The sequence below is a fragment of the Marinobacter sp. S0848L genome (assembly GCF_023016065.1).
Taxonomy (GTDB): Bacteria; Pseudomonadota; Gammaproteobacteria; order Pseudomonadales; family Oleiphilaceae; genus Marinobacter.
This window is the reverse complement of the sequence record NZ_JALKAQ010000014.1, coordinates 37,866-55,224: the sequence shown is the minus strand read 5'-3', so window position 1 is coordinate 55,224 and position 17,359 is coordinate 37,866. Positions and strand designations below refer to the sequence as shown.

Annotated in this window: 16 protein-coding genes, 1 pseudogene and 1 riboswitch; of the genes and pseudogenes, 10 read left to right on the top strand and 7 right to left on the bottom strand. The window is 53.4% G+C overall.

Going from position 1 to position 17,359, the window contains the following annotated elements; all coding sequences use genetic code 11:
* The first annotated feature begins 12 nt into the window (after positions 1-12).
* Both MWU64_RS14120 and MWU64_RS14115 read left to right on the top strand, forming a co-directional pair.
* Complete coding sequence (locus MWU64_RS14120; RefSeq protein WP_247065023.1) at positions 13-1,167, top strand: efflux RND transporter periplasmic adaptor subunit; 1,155 nt, start codon at positions 13-15, stop codon at positions 1,165-1,167.
* 1 nt (position 1,168) lies between these two features.
* The gene (locus tag MWU64_RS14115) at positions 1,169-4,219 is read left to right on the top strand and encodes an efflux RND transporter permease subunit (RefSeq protein ID WP_247065022.1); all 3,051 of its coding nucleotides are present in this window, start codon (positions 1,169-1,171) and stop codon (positions 4,217-4,219) included.
* Positions 4,220-4,234: 15 nt separating this feature from the next.
* On the opposite strand, the gene MWU64_RS14110 is transcribed toward MWU64_RS14115, so the two are convergent.
* The gene (locus MWU64_RS14110) at positions 4,235-4,651 is read right to left on the bottom strand and encodes a LysR substrate-binding domain-containing protein (protein WP_247065021.1); all 417 of its coding nucleotides are present in this window, start codon (positions 4,649-4,651) and stop codon (positions 4,235-4,237) included.
* 90 nt (positions 4,652-4,741) lie between these two features.
* Entirely contained in the window at positions 4,742-5,299 is a 558-nt protein-coding gene (locus tag MWU64_RS14105) for a manganese efflux pump MntP family protein (protein WP_247065020.1), read from the bottom strand.
* Positions 5,300-5,337: 38 nt separating this feature from the next.
* Positions 5,338-5,476: riboswitch (yybP-ykoY riboswitch) on the bottom strand.
* A 170-nt stretch (positions 5,477-5,646) separates the two neighbouring features.
* On the opposite strand from MWU64_RS14105, the gene MWU64_RS14100 reads away from it, so the two are divergent.
* The gene (locus tag MWU64_RS14100; protein WP_247065019.1) at positions 5,647-6,096 is read left to right on the top strand and encodes a DUF1499 domain-containing protein; all 450 of its coding nucleotides are present in this window, start codon (positions 5,647-5,649) and stop codon (positions 6,094-6,096) included.
* A gap of 273 nt (positions 6,097-6,369) precedes the next feature.
* On the opposite strand, the pseudogene MWU64_RS14095 reads toward MWU64_RS14100, so the two are convergent.
* A pseudogene (locus MWU64_RS14095) lies at positions 6,370-6,807 on the bottom strand (protein adenylyltransferase SelO family protein); the annotation flags it as partial.
* Between the two features lie 145 nt (positions 6,808-6,952).
* On the opposite strand from MWU64_RS14095, the gene MWU64_RS14090 reads away from it, so the two are divergent.
* Positions 6,953-8,224: a tyrosine-type recombinase/integrase gene (locus MWU64_RS14090; RefSeq protein ID WP_247065018.1), complete on the top strand. Its 1,272-nt coding sequence runs from the start codon at positions 6,953-6,955 to the stop codon at positions 8,222-8,224.
* Positions 8,225-8,270: 46 nt separating this feature from the next.
* Here MWU64_RS14090 and MWU64_RS14085 read toward each other — a convergent pair whose 3' ends face one another.
* The 4 genes from MWU64_RS14085 to MWU64_RS14070 all read right to left on the bottom strand — a co-directional run bounded on the left by MWU64_RS14085 (position 8,271) and on the right by MWU64_RS14070 (position 11,056).
* Entirely contained in the window at positions 8,271-8,540 is a 270-nt protein-coding gene (locus MWU64_RS14085) for a pirin-like C-terminal cupin domain-containing protein (protein WP_247065017.1), read from the bottom strand.
* Positions 8,522-8,887 (bottom strand): pirin family protein, encoded by a 366-nt coding sequence (locus tag MWU64_RS14080; RefSeq protein WP_247065016.1) that lies wholly within the window; start codon positions 8,885-8,887, stop codon positions 8,522-8,524. Before MWU64_RS14080 ends, MWU64_RS14085 begins: the two co-directional genes overlap by 19 nt.
* Positions 8,884-10,368 (bottom strand): malate:quinone oxidoreductase, encoded by a 1,485-nt coding sequence (locus MWU64_RS14075; protein ID WP_247065015.1) that lies wholly within the window; start codon positions 10,366-10,368, stop codon positions 8,884-8,886. The genes MWU64_RS14080 and MWU64_RS14075 overlap by 4 nt, the downstream gene beginning before the upstream one ends.
* A gap of 118 nt (positions 10,369-10,486) precedes the next feature.
* On the bottom strand, positions 10,487-11,056 hold the full coding sequence (locus MWU64_RS14070; RefSeq protein WP_247065014.1) for a hypothetical protein: 570 nt from the start codon (positions 11,054-11,056) through the stop codon (positions 10,487-10,489).
* 120 nt (positions 11,057-11,176) lie between these two features.
* On the opposite strand from MWU64_RS14070, the gene MWU64_RS14065 reads away from it, so the two are divergent.
* The 6 genes from MWU64_RS14065 to cysA all read left to right on the top strand — a co-directional run bounded on the left by MWU64_RS14065 (position 11,177) and on the right by cysA (position 17,258).
* On the top strand, positions 11,177-12,232 hold the full coding sequence (locus MWU64_RS14065; RefSeq protein WP_247065013.1) for an NAD(P)-dependent alcohol dehydrogenase: 1,056 nt from the start codon (positions 11,177-11,179) through the stop codon (positions 12,230-12,232).
* 81 nt (positions 12,233-12,313) lie between these two features.
* A complete protein-coding gene (locus MWU64_RS14060) occupies positions 12,314-13,282 on the top strand; it encodes a beta-ketoacyl-ACP synthase III (protein WP_247065012.1) in 969 nt (322 codons plus the stop codon).
* Positions 13,283-13,393: 111 nt separating this feature from the next.
* Entirely contained in the window at positions 13,394-14,395 is a 1,002-nt protein-coding gene (cysP, locus tag MWU64_RS14055; protein ID WP_247065011.1) for a thiosulfate ABC transporter substrate-binding protein CysP, read from the top strand.
* A 9-nt stretch (positions 14,396-14,404) separates the two neighbouring features.
* Entirely contained in the window at positions 14,405-15,277 is an 873-nt protein-coding gene (cysT, locus tag MWU64_RS14050; RefSeq protein WP_247065010.1) for a sulfate/thiosulfate ABC transporter permease CysT, read from the top strand.
* Positions 15,278-16,135: a sulfate ABC transporter permease subunit CysW gene (gene cysW / locus MWU64_RS14045; protein WP_247065009.1), complete on the top strand. Its 858-nt coding sequence runs from the start codon at positions 15,278-15,280 to the stop codon at positions 16,133-16,135.
* A gap of 1 nt (position 16,136) precedes the next feature.
* Positions 16,137-17,258: a sulfate ABC transporter ATP-binding protein gene (gene cysA, locus MWU64_RS14040; protein WP_247065008.1), complete on the top strand. Its 1,122-nt coding sequence runs from the start codon at positions 16,137-16,139 to the stop codon at positions 17,256-17,258.
* Positions 17,259-17,359: the final 101 nt, after the last annotated feature.

Here is a 17,359-nt window from a genome sequence, read left to right as displayed (position 1 = left end):
GAGTGACGCGTTATGAAATTCAAGATGGTCAGTACCGCCATGCCCTTGAGAGGCCTACAAGCGCTTGCAATGCTTTCGAGCCTCCTGGTGATGGGATGTTCGGCGGAGGCGCCCCCTCTGACACAGCAAACCGTCTACCCGGTAAAGCTCATGACGCTGGAGCAGGCGCAGTCAGGCACGCTCAATCAGTATCCGGGCAGAGTCTCGGCGTCTGACCATTCAGAACTCTCTTTCAGAGTGGGAGGAGAGCTGAAAGAGCTGGCCGTTAAAGCAGGCGACACTGTGGAAAAAGGGGAGGTCGTTGCCCGCCTGGACGATCGGGACGCAAGAACCCGCCTGGAAAACGCCCGGTCAAACTTCAATCTGGCAAAGGCCACCTTCGAGCGAATGCGAATATCGTTGGAGCGCCAGGCCATCAGTCAGGCCCGTTTCGATGAGGCCGAGGCCGAGTACCTCTCTGCCAGAGCGCAACTGGCCAGCGCGGAGGACCAACTTTCCTATACCGTTCTCAAAGCGCCATTTGGTGGCGTCATTTCGCGGGTGCCGGTGGATGTCTTTCAGGTTGTATCAGCGCAGCAGGCCATTGCCGAACTGCAACGGCCCGGCTCTATCGACGTCTCGTTCCAGATGCCTGAACAACAGGTCCGCCGCCTTCAGCCACAGAGATCCAGGAACGTTCGCGCCAATGGCAACACTATCGCCTGGGTACAGTTTCCCGAGCTTCCCGATAAACGCTACGCCGCGAGCTACAAAGAGCATGACAGCAATGCCTCTCAGGGGTCGCTCAGTTATGAGGTTACCGTAACGCTCCCTGAACCCGAGGACATCACAGTGCTTTCGGGGATGAGCGCGACCGTTCTGCTTGATTACGGCACATTGGCTGGAGAGAGCGCCCCGTCGTGGCTGATACCAACCGCGGCGCTTGTAACACCTGACGCAGAACCCGGCACTAGCGTGGTTTGGCGATACGTGGCTGCTGCCGATGGTGAGAATGGCGATAACACGGGCAGCGTCGAGCCGGTGGATGTCGAGCCGGGTAAGAAAATGAACGATGGCGTGCTTGTTCGGGGAGAACTCAGCCCGGGCGACAGAATCGTGGTTGCCGGCGCTCACCGGATGAAGAGGGATCGTTCGGTCCGTCCGTGGGAAAAAGAGGGCGGGCTCTGAGATGGTCGATTATTTTCTTGATCGGAAGTCCATCAGCTGGATGGTCACGCTGTTGCTTGGGGTTGGGGGCATTTTCGCGTTTCTGGGGCTTGGCCAGCTTGAATTCCCGGAGTTCACGTTACGTTCCGCTTTGGTGACCACCCAATATCCCGGAGCAACGCCTCTTGAAGTCGAGGAGGAGGTTACGCTGCCTCTGGAAAAAGCGATCCAGCAGATGCCGGGCATCGATGACATTACTTCGGTCAACTCGGACGGCTTGTCGCAGATTACTGTCCAGCTCAAGAAGACGGTCAGAGAAGGGGAGTTAGACCAGTATTGGGATATCCTTCGGCGAAAAATTAATGATGCTCAGCCTGGCCTGCCACCAGGAGTGAACACGTCCATCGTGAACGATGACTTTGGCGATGTCTTCGGCCTGCTGCTCACGTTGCGTGGCGACGGCTACTCGCTGACAGATCTTGGTGACCATGCGGATCTCATTCAGCGAGAACTGCGATTACTGGAGGGCGTCGCAAAAGTCAGTATCGGTGGCCGTGTCGACGAGCAGATGATCGTGTCCCTGGACCGTGACCGTATGCGTGCTCTTGGCATCTCGCCAGACTATCTGGCAAACCTTCTGAATGCGCAGAATACGGTGGGCAACGCGGGCCACCTGCGCAGTGAGGGACTGTCGTTATCAGTACAGCCAACCGGTCAGCTTGATTCCGTTCAGGCACTTGAGCAGCTGGCAGTCGGAAGCGCTGATTCGGGTATTATCCGGCTCAGCGATCTGGCCGAAGTTCGCAGGGTGACCAATGACTCACCCGCCTTGCTCTACCACTCTGACGGATTGCCTGCATTGACCATCGGGGTGTCGTTTGCAGAGGGCACCAACGTTGTTGATGTAGGTGAGCGTCTCAACGAGGCTCTTGAACGCCTTGAAACACAGCAACCCGTCGGCATGACACTGACCACAGTGTATAACCAGCCCGAAGTGGTCGAGGAGGCAGTATCCGCTTTCCTCATGAATCTGGCCCAGGCGGTGGGCATTGTCATCATCGTGCTTTTGCTGTTCATGGGGCTGCGAAGTGGCCTGCTCATGGGGCTGATACTCCTGATTACCATCATGGGTACATTCGTGTTTATGGCAATACACGGTATTCAGCTCCAGAAGATTTCATTGGGTGCGCTGATCATTGCGCTGGGGATGCTGGTCGATAATGCCATCGTCGTCACCGAGGGCATGATGATTGGCCTTTCCAAGGGCAAGTCCAAAAGGCAGGCAGCCAAAGAAGTAGTCTCGCAGAATCGGTTCCCGCTTCTCGGCGCTACCGTGATTGCCATAACGGCGTTTGCTCCTATCGGCCTTTCACCAGACACTACCGGTGAATTCATCGGCTCCCTGTTCTGGGTTCTGTGCTACTCGCTTTTCCTGAGCTGGCTGACGGCACTGACACTCACCCCGTTTTTCTTTGACAGGTTCTATCCCGACAAGCTCGAGAATGCCGGGCAGTCATCCGATAACGACCCATACAAGGGCATTGTCTTTGTCGTCTTCCGCCGCCTGCTGACCTACGCGATTCATTATCGCTTCGTGACATTAACACTTGCCGTCGCGCTCCTGGCAGGGGTTCTTTCGTTCTCGGGGCAGGTTAAGAATGCTTTCTTCCCGAATTCCAGCACGCCACTCTTTTTTGTTGATTTGTGGTTGCCCGAGGGCACCGACATCTTGCATACCGAAGAGACCGTGAAGCGGCTGGAATCGCTCGTGAATAATATGGACCAGGTTGTCCAGGTGACCAGTGTCACCGGCGGCGGGGCCCAACGTTTTACGTTGACGTATTCACCGGAGCAGCGATACGCCAGTTTTGGCCAGTTGATCGTAGAGACCCGGGACAAGGCGTCGAGAGAGGCCCGTATGGAGGAAGTCATAGAGCAACTGCGTACTGACTTCCCGAACGTGCATTACAAAGTGCAGGCTTTGCAGGTGGGGCCTTCAGCCAAAGCCAGTCTGGAAGCTCGTATCTTTGGAGAAGATCCCGAAGAACTCCGGAAAATCGGTGCGCGCGTGCAGACAATTTTTGAAAATGAACCTCTGGCCGACAGCGTGCGCTTGTCCTGGGGTAATCGGGAAGCCGTGATCGTACCGGAGTTCCTCGAAGAACAGGCCCGGCGCCTTGGCGTATCTCGCGAATCACTGCACCAGGCGTTGTTGCTGAATAATCAGGGGCAGCAGGTTGGAGTGTACCGTGAGGGGAGCGACCTCATTCCGATCATTATGCGGTCAAGAGAGGAGCAGCGTTTTGATATCGAAAACCTTACCTCGATCAATATCTGGAGTGAAGAGCAGGGCCGCTATGTCAGCGCAGGCAACGTTATCAATGCCATCAATACGGAACTGCGGGACCCGCTGATAAAGCGCAGAAACAGGGAGCGGATGTTGGCGGTTTATGCCGAACCCATGCCTTTATCAGGGGAGACAGCGGCGAGTGTGCTGAAGAGGATCCGCCCGCAGGTCGACGCGCTGGAGCTTCCCAACGGCTACTCGATTGAGTGGGGTGGAGAGTACGAGACCTCAACCGAAGCAAAGACTTCGCTTTTCTCCTCGCTGCCTCTTGGACTGCTCGGCATGTTCATTATCTCGATGCTGTTGTTCGGCAGCTTCCGACAGGCTCTCGCGATCTGGATAATTGTTCCTCTCATGATGATTGGAATCATTGGTGGACTGGTATTGCTCGGCGCACCCTTTACGTTCATGGCGCTGCTCGGGACTCTGAGTCTGATCGGCATGGTACTCAAGAATGCCATTGTGCTGGTTGAAGAAATCAACATTCAGGTAGAGCAGCAGGATGATGCGTTCACTGCGGTGGTTGAGGCCGCGGTAAGCCGGGTACGGCCTGTGCTTATGGCGGCCGTAACCACCATGTTAGGGATGATTCCTCTGTTCAGCGATGCCTTCTTCGCGAGCATGGCGGTGGTTATCGTGTTCGGTTTGGGTGTTGCAACCATATTGACGTTAGTGGTGCTGCCAGTGGTGTACTGCGCGTTAATGAGAATTTCTTATCATCAATAACGCACCCGCTGTGTGTCAGTCGTCTTTTTTTCCTCCGGACAAGCGATCCGGAGGAAAAAAACCGCCGGCAATCATTGCATTCATCAGCTCGCCTACTTTTTCACGCAGGTCATCCGAGATATCAAGACACGATTTTATCGCAAGACCGCGGCCAGCAACGCACCACCGGCGAACCAGATCGCCATCGTTTGAGGCGCGATCGCCCGTCATTTTGACTCGATATTCCTCGTCTCCGCGTTTGAACGTCCAGAGGTCAAATGGGATGTCCTGCAACTGATAGAACAGCCCGTTGTGGTTCTCAAGGTCATCAGGATGAATGGGGCGACCATGACGCGACAGGTAATCAGGAGATGCGCAAAGCAGGCGCGGCACATCGCAAATTTTGAAGCCATACAGGTTGGTGTCACTGGGCGCGCCGTAGCGAAGCGCCATGTCGACCGAATCCCGGTAATACCGGAACCATGATCGACGAAATGAACCCAAGGAACGGTTCGCGCCAGTGAGGAATTCCAAAGTGCTGACCTATAAATTAACCACCAATATCCACGCACCTATACCCGCAAGAGTGAGGCCACCGAAGATCTCCGCACGATGACCAAGCAGGGTGCCAATCGTTCTTCCCAGCAGTACGCCAATCGTTACCATGACCGTGGTCGCTGCTCCTATCAAGCCAGCAGCAATCCAGATGTTCACATTAATGAACGCAAGGCCAACACCCACAGCGAGGGCATCGATACTAGTGCCGATCGCGGTCAGGCACACTTTTAGTGGAGAGTGACGAGTAGGTTTTTCGGCACCTTCAGAGCCGGGTTTCAAGCCTTCGTGGATCATGTGCGCGCCTAAACCCACGAGCAGGAAGAACGCTATCCAATGGGCCCAAGCTTCAACGTAACTGGAAGCCGTTCGGCCAATCAGCCAGCCTATAAGTGGCGTGATTGCTTCGATTGTTCCGAAAATCAGGCCCATACGCAGGGCATCAAAGAATCGCGGATTTCTGAGGGTCGCTCCTTTACCAATCGCGGCGGCAAAGGCATCAGTAGACATGGCAAATGCGAGTAACAGAAGGGCTACAGGGTTCATCACTTCACTCCGGTCGGGCTTGTTGAGTCCACGATATAGCCACACGCCCGACCAAAGGCATGAGTATATCGATGGTCTCGCCAACCGAAGTGGTGTCCGCACCATGGCATGTGGCCAAGTATGTTGATGCGAACTCTTCCGAGGAACGGAAGCAGGCTACTCCCCAAAGAGAGCTAAATCTTACCAGCGTCCGCTTCCCATCACAACTGCTCATAAACACCATTTAACATAATATACATTATGCGCAGTGGCGGGTTGTCAGGAACGCTATACTTTCGAAAACCAGAGGTGGAGAATCCCCATCTTATTCTGGCCAATCCATACTTCCAAAAAGAGCTCCTAACAACGTGCGCCACTTTATTGTTCTCGTAATCGTGCTTCTGACGGGATGTGCCTCTACCGAAAACGTACCACCAACAGGCACCGATTTCGCGCTGGATGAATGTCCGCCGTTTTGGAATTGTGTTTCCACATCGTCCACCACAAATTATCACGCCATCGAACCTATTCAACTCGCAGAGCCGTTGGGCGAATCAACTTGGGCTGCCATTAAAGCAGAAGCTCTCAAGTTACCAGGTGCTTCATTAAACGAGGCTCGATACGGTTATTTGAATATCACCTGCTACAGCGATGGCCTGGGTTTCCCGGATTACCTGGAACTGTTGATCGATGCCGATAAGCAGCGGTTGAGCGTGCGATCGCAGTCCTGGCTCGGGCTTTACGATATGGGCGTGAACCGGCAAAGGGTTGAACGATTGCGCCGTGAGCTTGTTGAGCGTGGGATTGCGGTCGATTAACCGCAAGTGAGGTGCTGGCGAGCACAGGCGTAGGTACCCGCAGTCAAAATTGCTCGTGCGGAGAGACTACGCTAAAAGCCCTCCGGACGGGCGTCTTTTAGATGTCCAATATTTAGGTGTATTGGACATTTATAGAATCTATTCATAAAAAAGCTCCAATGGCTTTAATCGATAGTATCTCGCTTCGATATCATCCGTTTGTTCAGCGTATGGCTGCGTCATCACATCCTGCAATTCTCGAAGCAACGTGTAGTCTCCCGCAGCCGCCTGCTGATACCAGGGCCGCCGAACGGTCTCGGTTTTAGATACGTACAGACTTAGCGACCTTGAGGTTGGTACGCCAAGCGCGTGCATGTGCTCTTGGGCCAGGAACTCTCTAACGCTTGAGCGCAGAACGGCCCGGCCATCGCCGCCTCGGCAATAGGGTGTGCGCCCTCCCCCTTTGAGCTGCATTTCCCAGCGCTGCCCGTTGGTGACTGCCTCCAAGACGGAAATGGCGCGACCGTCGCCATAACCATTCCCGGTCTGAAACGGGCAATTCCGGTAAAATTCATTGCCGTAGATCGACAGCGCGTAGCCACAGGCCCATCCGACATTACGCAGTGGCTCCTGAACCTGTGAAAGATCCCCTGAGAACATCCGTATAAATTCGTCCGACTGCGCCAGACTGTCCACTAACCCAAGTTCTTGAAAAAGCTCTTTGCCGTGAGCGAAGCTGCAGAATCGCGTCTTCAGTCCTAGAATTTGATTTAAATATATTTTCTAACTGTCTTTTATTGTTGCGTAATTTTCTGAATAATGGAGTTTAAAGCTTCCGACTTCCTATTGCTTCCACACGAATTCAACCAGGTTCCAGATGCGATCATTTTCAGGCCACCCGCTTTTCGATACTGCCGAAAATCTGGAAGATCAGGGGGATTTCCATCGTCACCCTTCTATACCCGAGTTTTTTAAATCCCTGAGAGTGTCCGAGGAATTGGTGCGTGCAGACTATGAAATCACCCGCCAATTCCTGCTGAAATATTCGGATGTGTCAGGCACCTTCGTTCGCTTCCGCTCCGAGGTGCAGCGCTTCCTGAATTATCTTTGGGTTACTTCAAAACGTAGCTTGGCACAAACCGATTCCGACGTGGTGACGGCGTACTTCAAAGCCCTGACCATGCCGCCAAAAAGCTGGATCAGCACGGGAATCTACTCCGCGTTCCAGGATCGCCAGGGGCTACGGTTACCCAACTCGCAGTGGCGTCCTTTTGCGGTGCGTTCCAACCAGACAACGTCTGGCGAAGTCGCAAAATACGCAATTACGCAGGCCTCGCTTAATGCCAGCAAGACGGCCCTGCAAACCTTTTTCAAGTATCTGCTGATACAAGACTATATCCATAAAAACCCGATGATCGGCATGAGAAAGCGCGATCAGAAGGTGCAGACCATCAACGACGTGGATAACGAAACCGATGTGCGAAGGCTGTCGGATATGCAGTGGGCCTATCTGCTGGAATCACTGTTATTAGCAGCCGATGAGAATAAAAAATACGAACGCCATTTGTTCGTGGTGGTCACCATGAAATCTTTATTTTTACGGGTAAGCGAGCTGGCACCTAGGCAAAGACAAAATGGCTCCATACGAACGCCGGTATTTGGCGACTTCAAGCGCAAGTTCGTTCAAGGCGAAGAATACTGGGCTTACTATGTGTTCAGTAAGGGTGATAAAGACCGGACCATCACCCTGCCCGATGAATATCTGCCATTCTTACAGCGCTGGCGAGAACACCTTGGTTGTTTGACCGCGATGCCTGTTCAGGGCGACAGCCACCCTATTCTACCCTCCGCCAAAGGCGGCGCTTTGAGCAAGCGCCAGATTCAGCGAGTGTATGAGCAAGCGATTATGTTAGCGGTGGAAAGATTGGATGCCGAAGGCCGCACCGAAGAAGCGCGTCAGCTCGAAAGCATTCGCACCGAAACCCATTATCTCCGCCATACAGGCGCCAGCCAGGCTATCGAGGCGGGTGCCGACATTCGGCATATCAGCGAAGAGCTTGGGCACGCCAGCGCCGCCTTCACCGAATCGGTTTACGTCAATTCGGATCAGGCGATGCGGCGTTTTGCAGGGCGTAAACGGCGGGTTTAGCGTAGATTGGGCGTGTTATATGACATTTTAACCAAAATTTACGTCGTCACTCCGGCAACGGAATGAACTCTTCCTCATCTCCGACTACTTTCGGGAAGTTCTGAGCTTTCCAGTTCGCCTTTGCTTGCTCGATGCGCTCCTTGCTCGTCGAAACAAAGTTCCATTCGATATATCGACGGCCTACATTTTCGCCACCAACAATCGCAATGCGGGAATCGCGCTTTGCCATTAGCTCGGTGCCTTTTTCATCTGTGAATACGGCCATGGAGTACTCGTGAATGTTTACGTCTTTAACGGCTATTTCCCCTTCAGCCACGTAAACAGCGCGCTCTTCAGCATCCGGCACCACAATGCTCTGGCCTGGTAGCTCCCCACGGAATCCCGGTGCAGTATCTCGCCCTCAAAAAGGTAAGTTACCGTTGCGAGATTGATGTGCGGGTGAGGCCGAACATTAATCCCTTCGCCAGCCGGAAACTCCACCGGACCCATGTGATCGAAGAAAATCCACGGCCCGACCATGCGGCGTTTAATCGTGGGCAGCACGCGGCGCACCTTGAAGCCTCCAAGATCCTTTTCCCGGGTTTCAATCAACAGATCAATATTCTGGCACCCCTCCGGCCTTTCACACTCTTGGTCAAATACTTCTTTTCTTTGCGTGCTCATTCATTTCCCCCTGTGACGGCATTTGATTCTGGAGTGATTATGCCCAGCGTTTGGTTAACCGAATCGCGAATTTCCCTGTAACGATCTGGATTGTGTGCGAGAACATCAAGGTTATCCTCCGGGAACAGCTCCAACTTCTTTCTGCTAGCATGCTCATCGTTGCCCAGAGAGGGAAACAAACGCTCTAAGCAGCGTAACATAACCTCTGGCGACACCGAGGCACCAGGCGAAGCACCAAGCAGCGTTGAGTAAGTTCTATCCGTGGAAACAATGATTTCTGTCCCCATTTGCAAAGCACCGTCTTTAATAATCTGAACCCGCTGGCCTGCTTCGACGGGGGCCCAGTCGAATTTGTCACCGAGCCCGGGCGCAAATTTCTCCAGCTCAGCGAACATACTTTTCTTGCCTTTGAAGCTCTCGGAAACCAGATATTTTACTAGCGGGAAATGCTCAAGAGTGACGTTCAAGAGCCCGGGAATATCGTGCAGCCTGAGAGACGTGAGGTAATCGAAGAAGCCTCGGCCTTTCTCTAGCACGGGTTTAAAGGAAGCAAACGGACCAAACAAGAGGTAGTGTTGGTTATCTACCATGCGTAAATCCAGATGCGGTACCGACATGGGCGGCGCCCCCACCTCAGCCTTGCCGTACGTTTTAGCGCGATATTGCTCGGCTTGTTCTGCGGTAATGGGTGCTTGCAAGAACCGACCACCTACCGGGAAACCAGTGAACCGGCTCCGGAACGGCATCAAGCTTTTCTTGAGAATCGGGAAGGCGCCGCCGCCCGCTCCCACGAACAGCACATCCGCCTTATGTTGAATTGGCCCCGCGTCATTCTGCGCTTCTATTAACCATTGCCCAGCCGGGCTTCTATGCACCCGCCTTACATGGGTGCCAAACTCAATTTGAACGCCCAACTCACGTACCGCGTAGGCCGCCATTTGTTCGGTCAAAGCACCGAAGTTAACGTCAGTGCCGGTTTCGATGGCCGTCGCGGCCATTTTCTCATCCCGTGAGCGCCCTTCCATAGTGAAAGGAATCCAGCTTTTAATTTCATCGAAGTCTTCAGAGTACTTCATGTGCTCGAAGAAATGATGGGCCGACATCTCTTTAAAGCGCAGCCTCAACATATTGATCGACGGTTCTGAAACAATGGTGCAGTGCTTGGTGGGATTGATGAAGGAGGTTGGGTCTTCGATTGCTCCTTTGCGAACGAGGTAAGCCCAGAACTGTTTGGCGACGTTGAACTGAGCATGAATCTTTAGTGCTTTCTCAACCGAAATAACCTCTTCATCGACCGGCGTGTAATTCAGCTCGCAGTTAGCTTCATGCCCGGTCCCCGCGTTGTTGAAGGCCCACGAATTGCCTGCTCCGGGGCCGTCTAGCCTTTCAAGAATAGTCACTTCGAGACTGGGAACCATCTCTTTTGCCAGCACCGCAAGGGTGGTCCCCATAATGCCGGCACCGATGATGATCAGGTTCATAAATTCCACTCGCTACAGGTGAGTTTACACGACTGTTTTTTTCAGCCCTCTCCCTCAAAAGTAGCACGGAACCTGTCGCCCTGCCGGCGCACAAACCTGCACCAGCAGAAGCGTGAACTTATTGCGATCGACGACGCTCCGCATCACGCCGGGCGTCTTCCAGGAACGAATCCACAGTCTCTCCGGGTAGCAACAACTGTTTCTCGATCATCTGATCGCGCCATTCTGACTCCTCGAAAATGCAGCGGTATTCGCTCGGGAACTGGGCGTAAAGCTGCTTGAAATGATCACGAGCTTTTGCTTTGTTGGGTGACTTTCTGCGGGATTCCAGCACCGCCATGTTATACAGCGCTCCTGCGCGAACCTGATCAGACAATGATTGATCCTTATAGATCGTATCCAATCGCTCAATCACCTCTTTTATACCCGTTAACCGGTGTTCTTTGATGATCTTGATTGCAGGTTCCATAATCCGGTCTTCGCCATGCTGACAGGGCGAATTCGCATGATCTTGCTGGTATTGATCGACAGCCCGCTCCACATCATGCTTATACTTCTGATCCTGTTTCTGCTCATAGACGTATCCAGTACCCACAGTGGTAGCGATGGTGCCCGGCATACACCCGGCGAGCATGAACGTACAAGCGGCGGCAAGCGCGGCTTTCAGGTGTGACAGAGGAATTCTCATTATTTCATTCCCGAGAAATTTTTAATTGAAATTACATTCTGTTACACCCGACATTATCGATATTCAAGTGCAAGTACCGTGCGCTCGGTAGAAAAACTTACAAATAATGAGGAGATTTACATGGCGAACACTCGCGCCTACGCGGCCCAATCCGCAGATTCCGGCTTGGCACCTTACACATTTGAGCGCCGCTCTCTTCGTGACGATGACATTGCTATCGAGATTGACTACTGCGGCGTGTGCCACAGCGATATTCACGTTGTTGAGAATGACTGGGGTGGTTCGCAATATCCCGTGGTACCGGGCCATGAAATAATTGGCCGCGTTACCGCAACAGGTTCCGCCGTCACCGCGTACAAACCCGGTGATCTGGTCGGCGTTGGCTGCATGGTGGATAGCTGCCGAACCTGTTCTGCTTGCGATTCCGGGCTTGAGCAGTATTGCGACGAAGGCATGACCGCAACCTACGGCGGCATTGACCGTCACGACGGTTCCGTCACAATGGGCGGCTATTCCGACAACATTATTGTGAGTGAACGGTTTGTGGTTAGGGTGCCGGAAAACCTCGACCCGGCCAGTGCGGCGCCGATATTGTGTGCCGGCATTACCACCTATTCCCCGCTCAAGCATTTCAACGTTGGCAAAGGCCACAAGGTGGGCGTTCTCGGTATGGGCGGGCTAGGCCACATGGGCGTTAAATTTGCCAAAGCGCTCGGCGCTGAAGTCACCCTATTTACCCGCTCCGAAAGCAAAGTCGCAGAGGCCAAAAAGCAAGGCGCCGATCGCGTGGTGGTTTCAACCGATCGCAATCAGATGAAAGCTGTATCGAATTCTTTCGACTTTCTGTTGGACACCATTCCGGTCGCTCATGACCTCAACCCATACCTGAAATGTTTGAAGCACGATGGTACCCACATTCTGGTTGGGCTCCTGTCTGCGATTGAACCCGCTGTGAACGCGGGACTGTTGTTGCTAAAACGCCGTGTGATTGCCGGATCGCTGATTGGTGGGATGCCGGAAACTCAGGAGGTTCTGGACTTTTGTGCAGAGCACAACATTACCTGCGACGTAGAAATGCTGGATATCCGGAACATTAACGATGCCTACGTACGCATGAAGAAAGGTGACGTTAAGTACCGCTTTGTGATCGATATGAAAAGCCTGAAACAGGGCTGAGACGAACCGCTAATAACGATTCCGGTGGCGCAAGGTTAGCATGAGGTCATTAATGATCGCATTTGACCTTGGACGCCACCCATGACTTACGCACGTATCGCCGGAACCGGTTCTTACTTGCCGGACAACGTTGTCACCAATCTCGACCTGGAAAAGAAGGTAGATACTTCCGACCAGTGGATTCGCGAACGTACCGGCATCGAGCAACGCTACATTGCCCTGCCCGGCCAAACGACCGTCGATTTGGCTGAGCAGGCTGCTTTGCGTGCGATTGAAGCAGCGGGTATTGATGTATCGGAAATCGATCTGATCGTCTTTTCCACCACTACCCCCGATAAAGTCTTTCCCAGCTGCGCCTGTATTCTTCAGGCACGACTGGGCATCAACGGCTGTCCGGCCTTCGACATTCAAGCGGTCTGTAGCGGGTTTGTGTATGCGTTGGCGACGGCAGAAAAATTTATACGGTCTGGTAGCAGCAAAAAAGCACTGGTGATTGGCGCCGAGGTGTTTTCCCGCATCCTGAACTGGGAAGACCGAACCACCTGCGTACTGTTCGGTGATGGCGCGGGTGCGGTGGTACTCGAAGCCAGTGAAGAAACGGGCATTCTATCGACCCACCTGCACGCCGATGGCCGCTACGAAACCTTGTTGCATGTGCCTTGTGGTGTTGCGAACGACTTCGACGCGGTGAAAGCCGGTCAGGCATTTGTCGAAATGAAAGGCAACGAGGTATTCAAGATGGCCGTGAACACACTCGGCAGGATTGTTGACGAAACTCTTGAGGCCAATCAAATGCAGAAGTCAGACGTCGACTGGCTGGTGCCGCATCAAGCCAACCTGCGAATTATTTCCGCCACGGCCAAAAAGCTGAACATGTCGATGGATCAGGTGGTGGTGACGGTTAATCGCCATGGCAACACGTCCGCCGCCTCGATCCCTCTGGCGCTGGATGAAGCCGTGCGTGATGGGCGCATCAAACGAGGAGAGGTTGTGCTTCTGGAGGCCTTTGGAGGCGGCTTTACGTGGGGTTCTGCACTACTTCGCTTTTAAACTTGATATACTAAATAGTAATTTGAATAGTCTCTTAAAGTCTTTTTAGTTCTTAGCAAGCTTTGTTAAATTGCTTTTCAGATTAATTTAATAGGTTCTGGGGAGCTTTTTATGAAAACCTTTTTAAAAGGCATCGCACTTGGCGCTGCCCTACTTTCCGCTCAGCCCGCTTTTTCCGCTGACCGAGAGCTTCTCAACACCTCGTACGACATAGCCCGCGAGCTGTTCGCCGCTTACAACGTCGAATTTCAGAAACACTGGAAAGAAAAGACAGGCGAAACCGTTGAGATCAAGCAATCTCATGCCGGTTCTTCCAAACAGGCTCAAGCCATTATTCAGGGCCTGAAAGCCGATGTTGCTACCTTTAACCAAGTCACGGACATCGACATCCTGCACACACGTGGGCGTTTGATCCCTGAAAACTGGGCGGAGCGCCTGCCGAACAACAGTTCGCCTTACTACTCCACCATGGCGTTTCTGGTGCGCAAAGGTAACCCGAAGAACATCGAAAACTGGGACGACCTGATTCGCGAAGACGTTTCGCTGGTAATGCCGAACCCGAAAACGTCGGGCAATGGCCGCTACACCTATCTTGCAGCCTTAGGTTTTGCTCAGGAGCAGTTCGGCGACGATCAAGACAAGATTGATGACTTCCTCGCGTCTTTGCTGGGCCAGGTCCGTGTCTTTGACAGCGGCGGCCGTGGCGCCACCACCACGTTCGTTGAGCGTGGTATCGGTGACGCATTGCTGACCTTCGAATCCGAAGTGTTGAACATTGCGGATCGTCTGGAAGGCGAATACGAAGTCGTCACCCCGAAAGTCAGCTTTCTGGCGGAATTCCCGGTCACCTGGATTGACGATTACACCAAGCAAAACGGTACCGAAGCACTGGCTAAAGAGTACCTGAGCCATCTGTATTCCGAAGACTCTCAGCGTTTGCTGGCCAGCTTCAACTACCGGGTTCAGAATGAAACGGTTTTGAAAGAGAACGCCGACCGTTTTCGTGACCTTAAGCTGAAGTCTATCGACGAGATTGCCGGCGGCTGGGAGAAGGCTATGAAAGCCCACTTCGCCAGCGGCGGTAAGCTCGACCAGCTCCAACGTCGGCGGTAAGAGCCTCTAATGTCTGCATCTGCTCAAACAAGCGTCGCCTCTGTGCGGCGCTTTTCCGGTCGTAGCAAACGGGTCCTGCCCGGGTTCGGGTTAAGTCTCGGTATCTCGCTGTTTTTCGTCAGCTTGGTGCTCCTTCTGCCGTTAACCGGATTGGTGGTCGAAACGTCTGGTATGACTTGGGACCAGTTCGTGTTCACCATCACCGACCCGCGCGTAATCGAATCCTACAAAGTGACCGCGTGGACCGCGTTGGCTGCTTCGTTGTTTAACGGTGTGTTCGGGCTGCTGCTTGCCTGGGTTTTGGTACGCTACGAATTCCCCGGAAAGCGGTTGATTGATGCCGTTGTGGATCTCCCCTTCGCGTTACCGACGGCGGTTGCGGGCATTACTCTTGCCACATTGTTTGCGCAAAACGGTTGGTACGGCCAGTGGTTAGATAAACTGGGAATCGAGGTGGCTTTTACCCCCATCGGCATCGTTGTGGCGATGGCGTTTACCAGCATTCCCTTTGTCGTGCGCACGGTGCAGCCGGTGCTCGAAGAGCTATCTCCGGCGGACGAAGAAGCGGCAGTGAGCATGGGTGCTTCGGATGGCCGCGTCTTCCGTAAAGTTATTTTTCCTTCGTTGTGGCCAGCATTGGTCACGGGTGTGGCCTTGTCGTTCACTCGAAGCCTCGGCGAATTTGGTGCGATCATTTTCATTGCCGGCAACACCCCTTACGTCAGTGAAGTAACCAGCCTGATGATCTTTATTCGCCTGCAGGAATACGACTACGCAGCCGCCAGTGCCATCGCGTCCATGGTGCTGCTGGTGTCCTTGATTTTGTTGTTTGCGATCAACCTTTGGCAAAGCCGTTACTTACGCCGATTGGAGGGACGATAGATGTCGCTCCATAAAAACAGGGTTGGTGATCAGCCATGGGTCCGCCGAACGCTCATCGGCCTAGCTATGGCTTTAACTGTAATTTTTCTGGTGATACCCGTCGTGGTGATCTTCACCCAGGCACTCTGTGCCGGTTGGAGCACCTTTGCCGGTAACATTATGGACGAATACACCTTGCATGCGATTGGGCTAACGCTTTTCGTTGCACTGCTGACCGTCCCGTTGAATCTGATCTTTGGTACGGCACTGGCGTGGTCGGTCACCCGTTTCAAATTCCCTGGTCGCAAGTTGCTGATCACCTTGATCGACATTCCATTCGCAGTATCACCCGTGGTAGCGGGCCTGCTCTACTTGTTGCTTTACGGTCGAAATGGCTGGCTCGGCGGGTGGCTCAGTACTCACGACATTCAATTGATGTTTGCATGGCCCGGCATTGTGATGGTGACGGTATTTGTGACCTGCCCGTTCGTCGCACGGGAGTTGATCCCTCTCATGCAACAGCAAGGCAGCGAAGAAGAGGAAGCCGGCGTGGTGTTAGGAGCCTCTGGCTGGCGCATTTTCCGGAAGATCACGCTGCCAAACATCAAATGGGCGTTAATCTATGGCGTGATCCTGACCAACGCGCGCGCGGTCGGTGAATTCGGTGCGGTTTCGGTGGTTTCAGGTAACGTTCGCGGCCAAACCAACACCTTGCCCTTGCACGTTGAGCTGCTATATCAGGATTACAACATCGTCGGGGCATTCGCCAGCGCCTCGCTACTTGCAGCCATAGCCATTCTTACGCTGGTCGCCAAAGCGTTTGTCGAGTGGCGACAGGCCAAATCCGAACTTTCCGCGCCGGAAACCAGAGGTGTCTGACATGAGCATCACTATCCAGAACATCAACAAAAATTTCGGGAAATTCCAGGCGCTTAACGATGTGTCTCTGGATATCCCGGAAGGGAAGTTAACCGCCCTGCTCGGCCCTTCCGGCTCCGGCAAAACCACCTTGTTACGGATTATTGCCGGATTGGAATCGTCCGATGCCGGCAAGATCTTGTTCAGTGGCGAAGATGTCAGCGATTTACACGTACGGGATCGCAACATCGGGTTCGTGTTTCAGCATTACGCCTTGTTCCGCCATCTCACGGTCGCTCAGAACATTGCTTTCGGGTTGGAATCCCTTCCACGCAAAGAGCGCCCGTCTAAACAGGAAATAGCTCAGCGCGTTGAGAAACTGCTGGAAATGATTCAGTTGCCGCAACTGGCCGACCGCTATCCTTCCCAGCTGTCGGGTGGCCAAAAGCAACGGGTGGCACTGGCACGCGCTCTGGCGACCCAGCCTCGCATTTTACTGTTGGATGAGCCTTTTGGGGCGCTAGACGCGAAAGTGCGCAAGGACCTGCGCCGCTGGTTGCGTGCGTTGCACGATGAATACCACTTCACCAGTATTTTCGTGACCCACGATCAGGAAGAAGCGTTGGAGTTGTCTGATCAAGTCGTTGTGATGAGCCAAGGTAAAGTGGAGCAAGTGAACAGTCCGGCGCAATTGTACGCTCGCCCCGACAGCCGCTTCGTGTTTGATTTCCTGGGGCATGTGAATGTCTTATCGGGTGTGGTTAAAAGCCAGAAGTTGGTTCAAGGCGACGCTTGGGTGTCATTGCCCGGCACCAAAGGTGATCAAGAAGCTCAGTTATACCTTCGCCCTCATGAGGTTCAGCTGTCTCGCGACCCGAGTACCCATGCCCGGCTGCCGTTACGGATCCAGTCCATCAGCCTGATTGGTTCAGAAGTTCGTTTGGAACTAACCCCGGAGGGTTGGGAAAGTCAGGAGCTGTGGGAAACCGGCATGAGCCACGCCGAGTTTGCCCAACAGAACCCCACACGCGGGGAGCTATGGTATGCGGTACCTAATGTAGGTCATTTATTTGAAGCAGATAGCCACCAGCCCCGCTCAGTGGATTGGGATTTTCAAAACGCCGCTAACGCCAGCAGTATGTAAGCGACTGGTTACATAGCACTGTTCGCCGGAAAGCCCCGACACTTTAAGACAAGTTCGGGGCTTTTTGTTATTTGAATTGAACGCTATAGTCTGAAAACAAA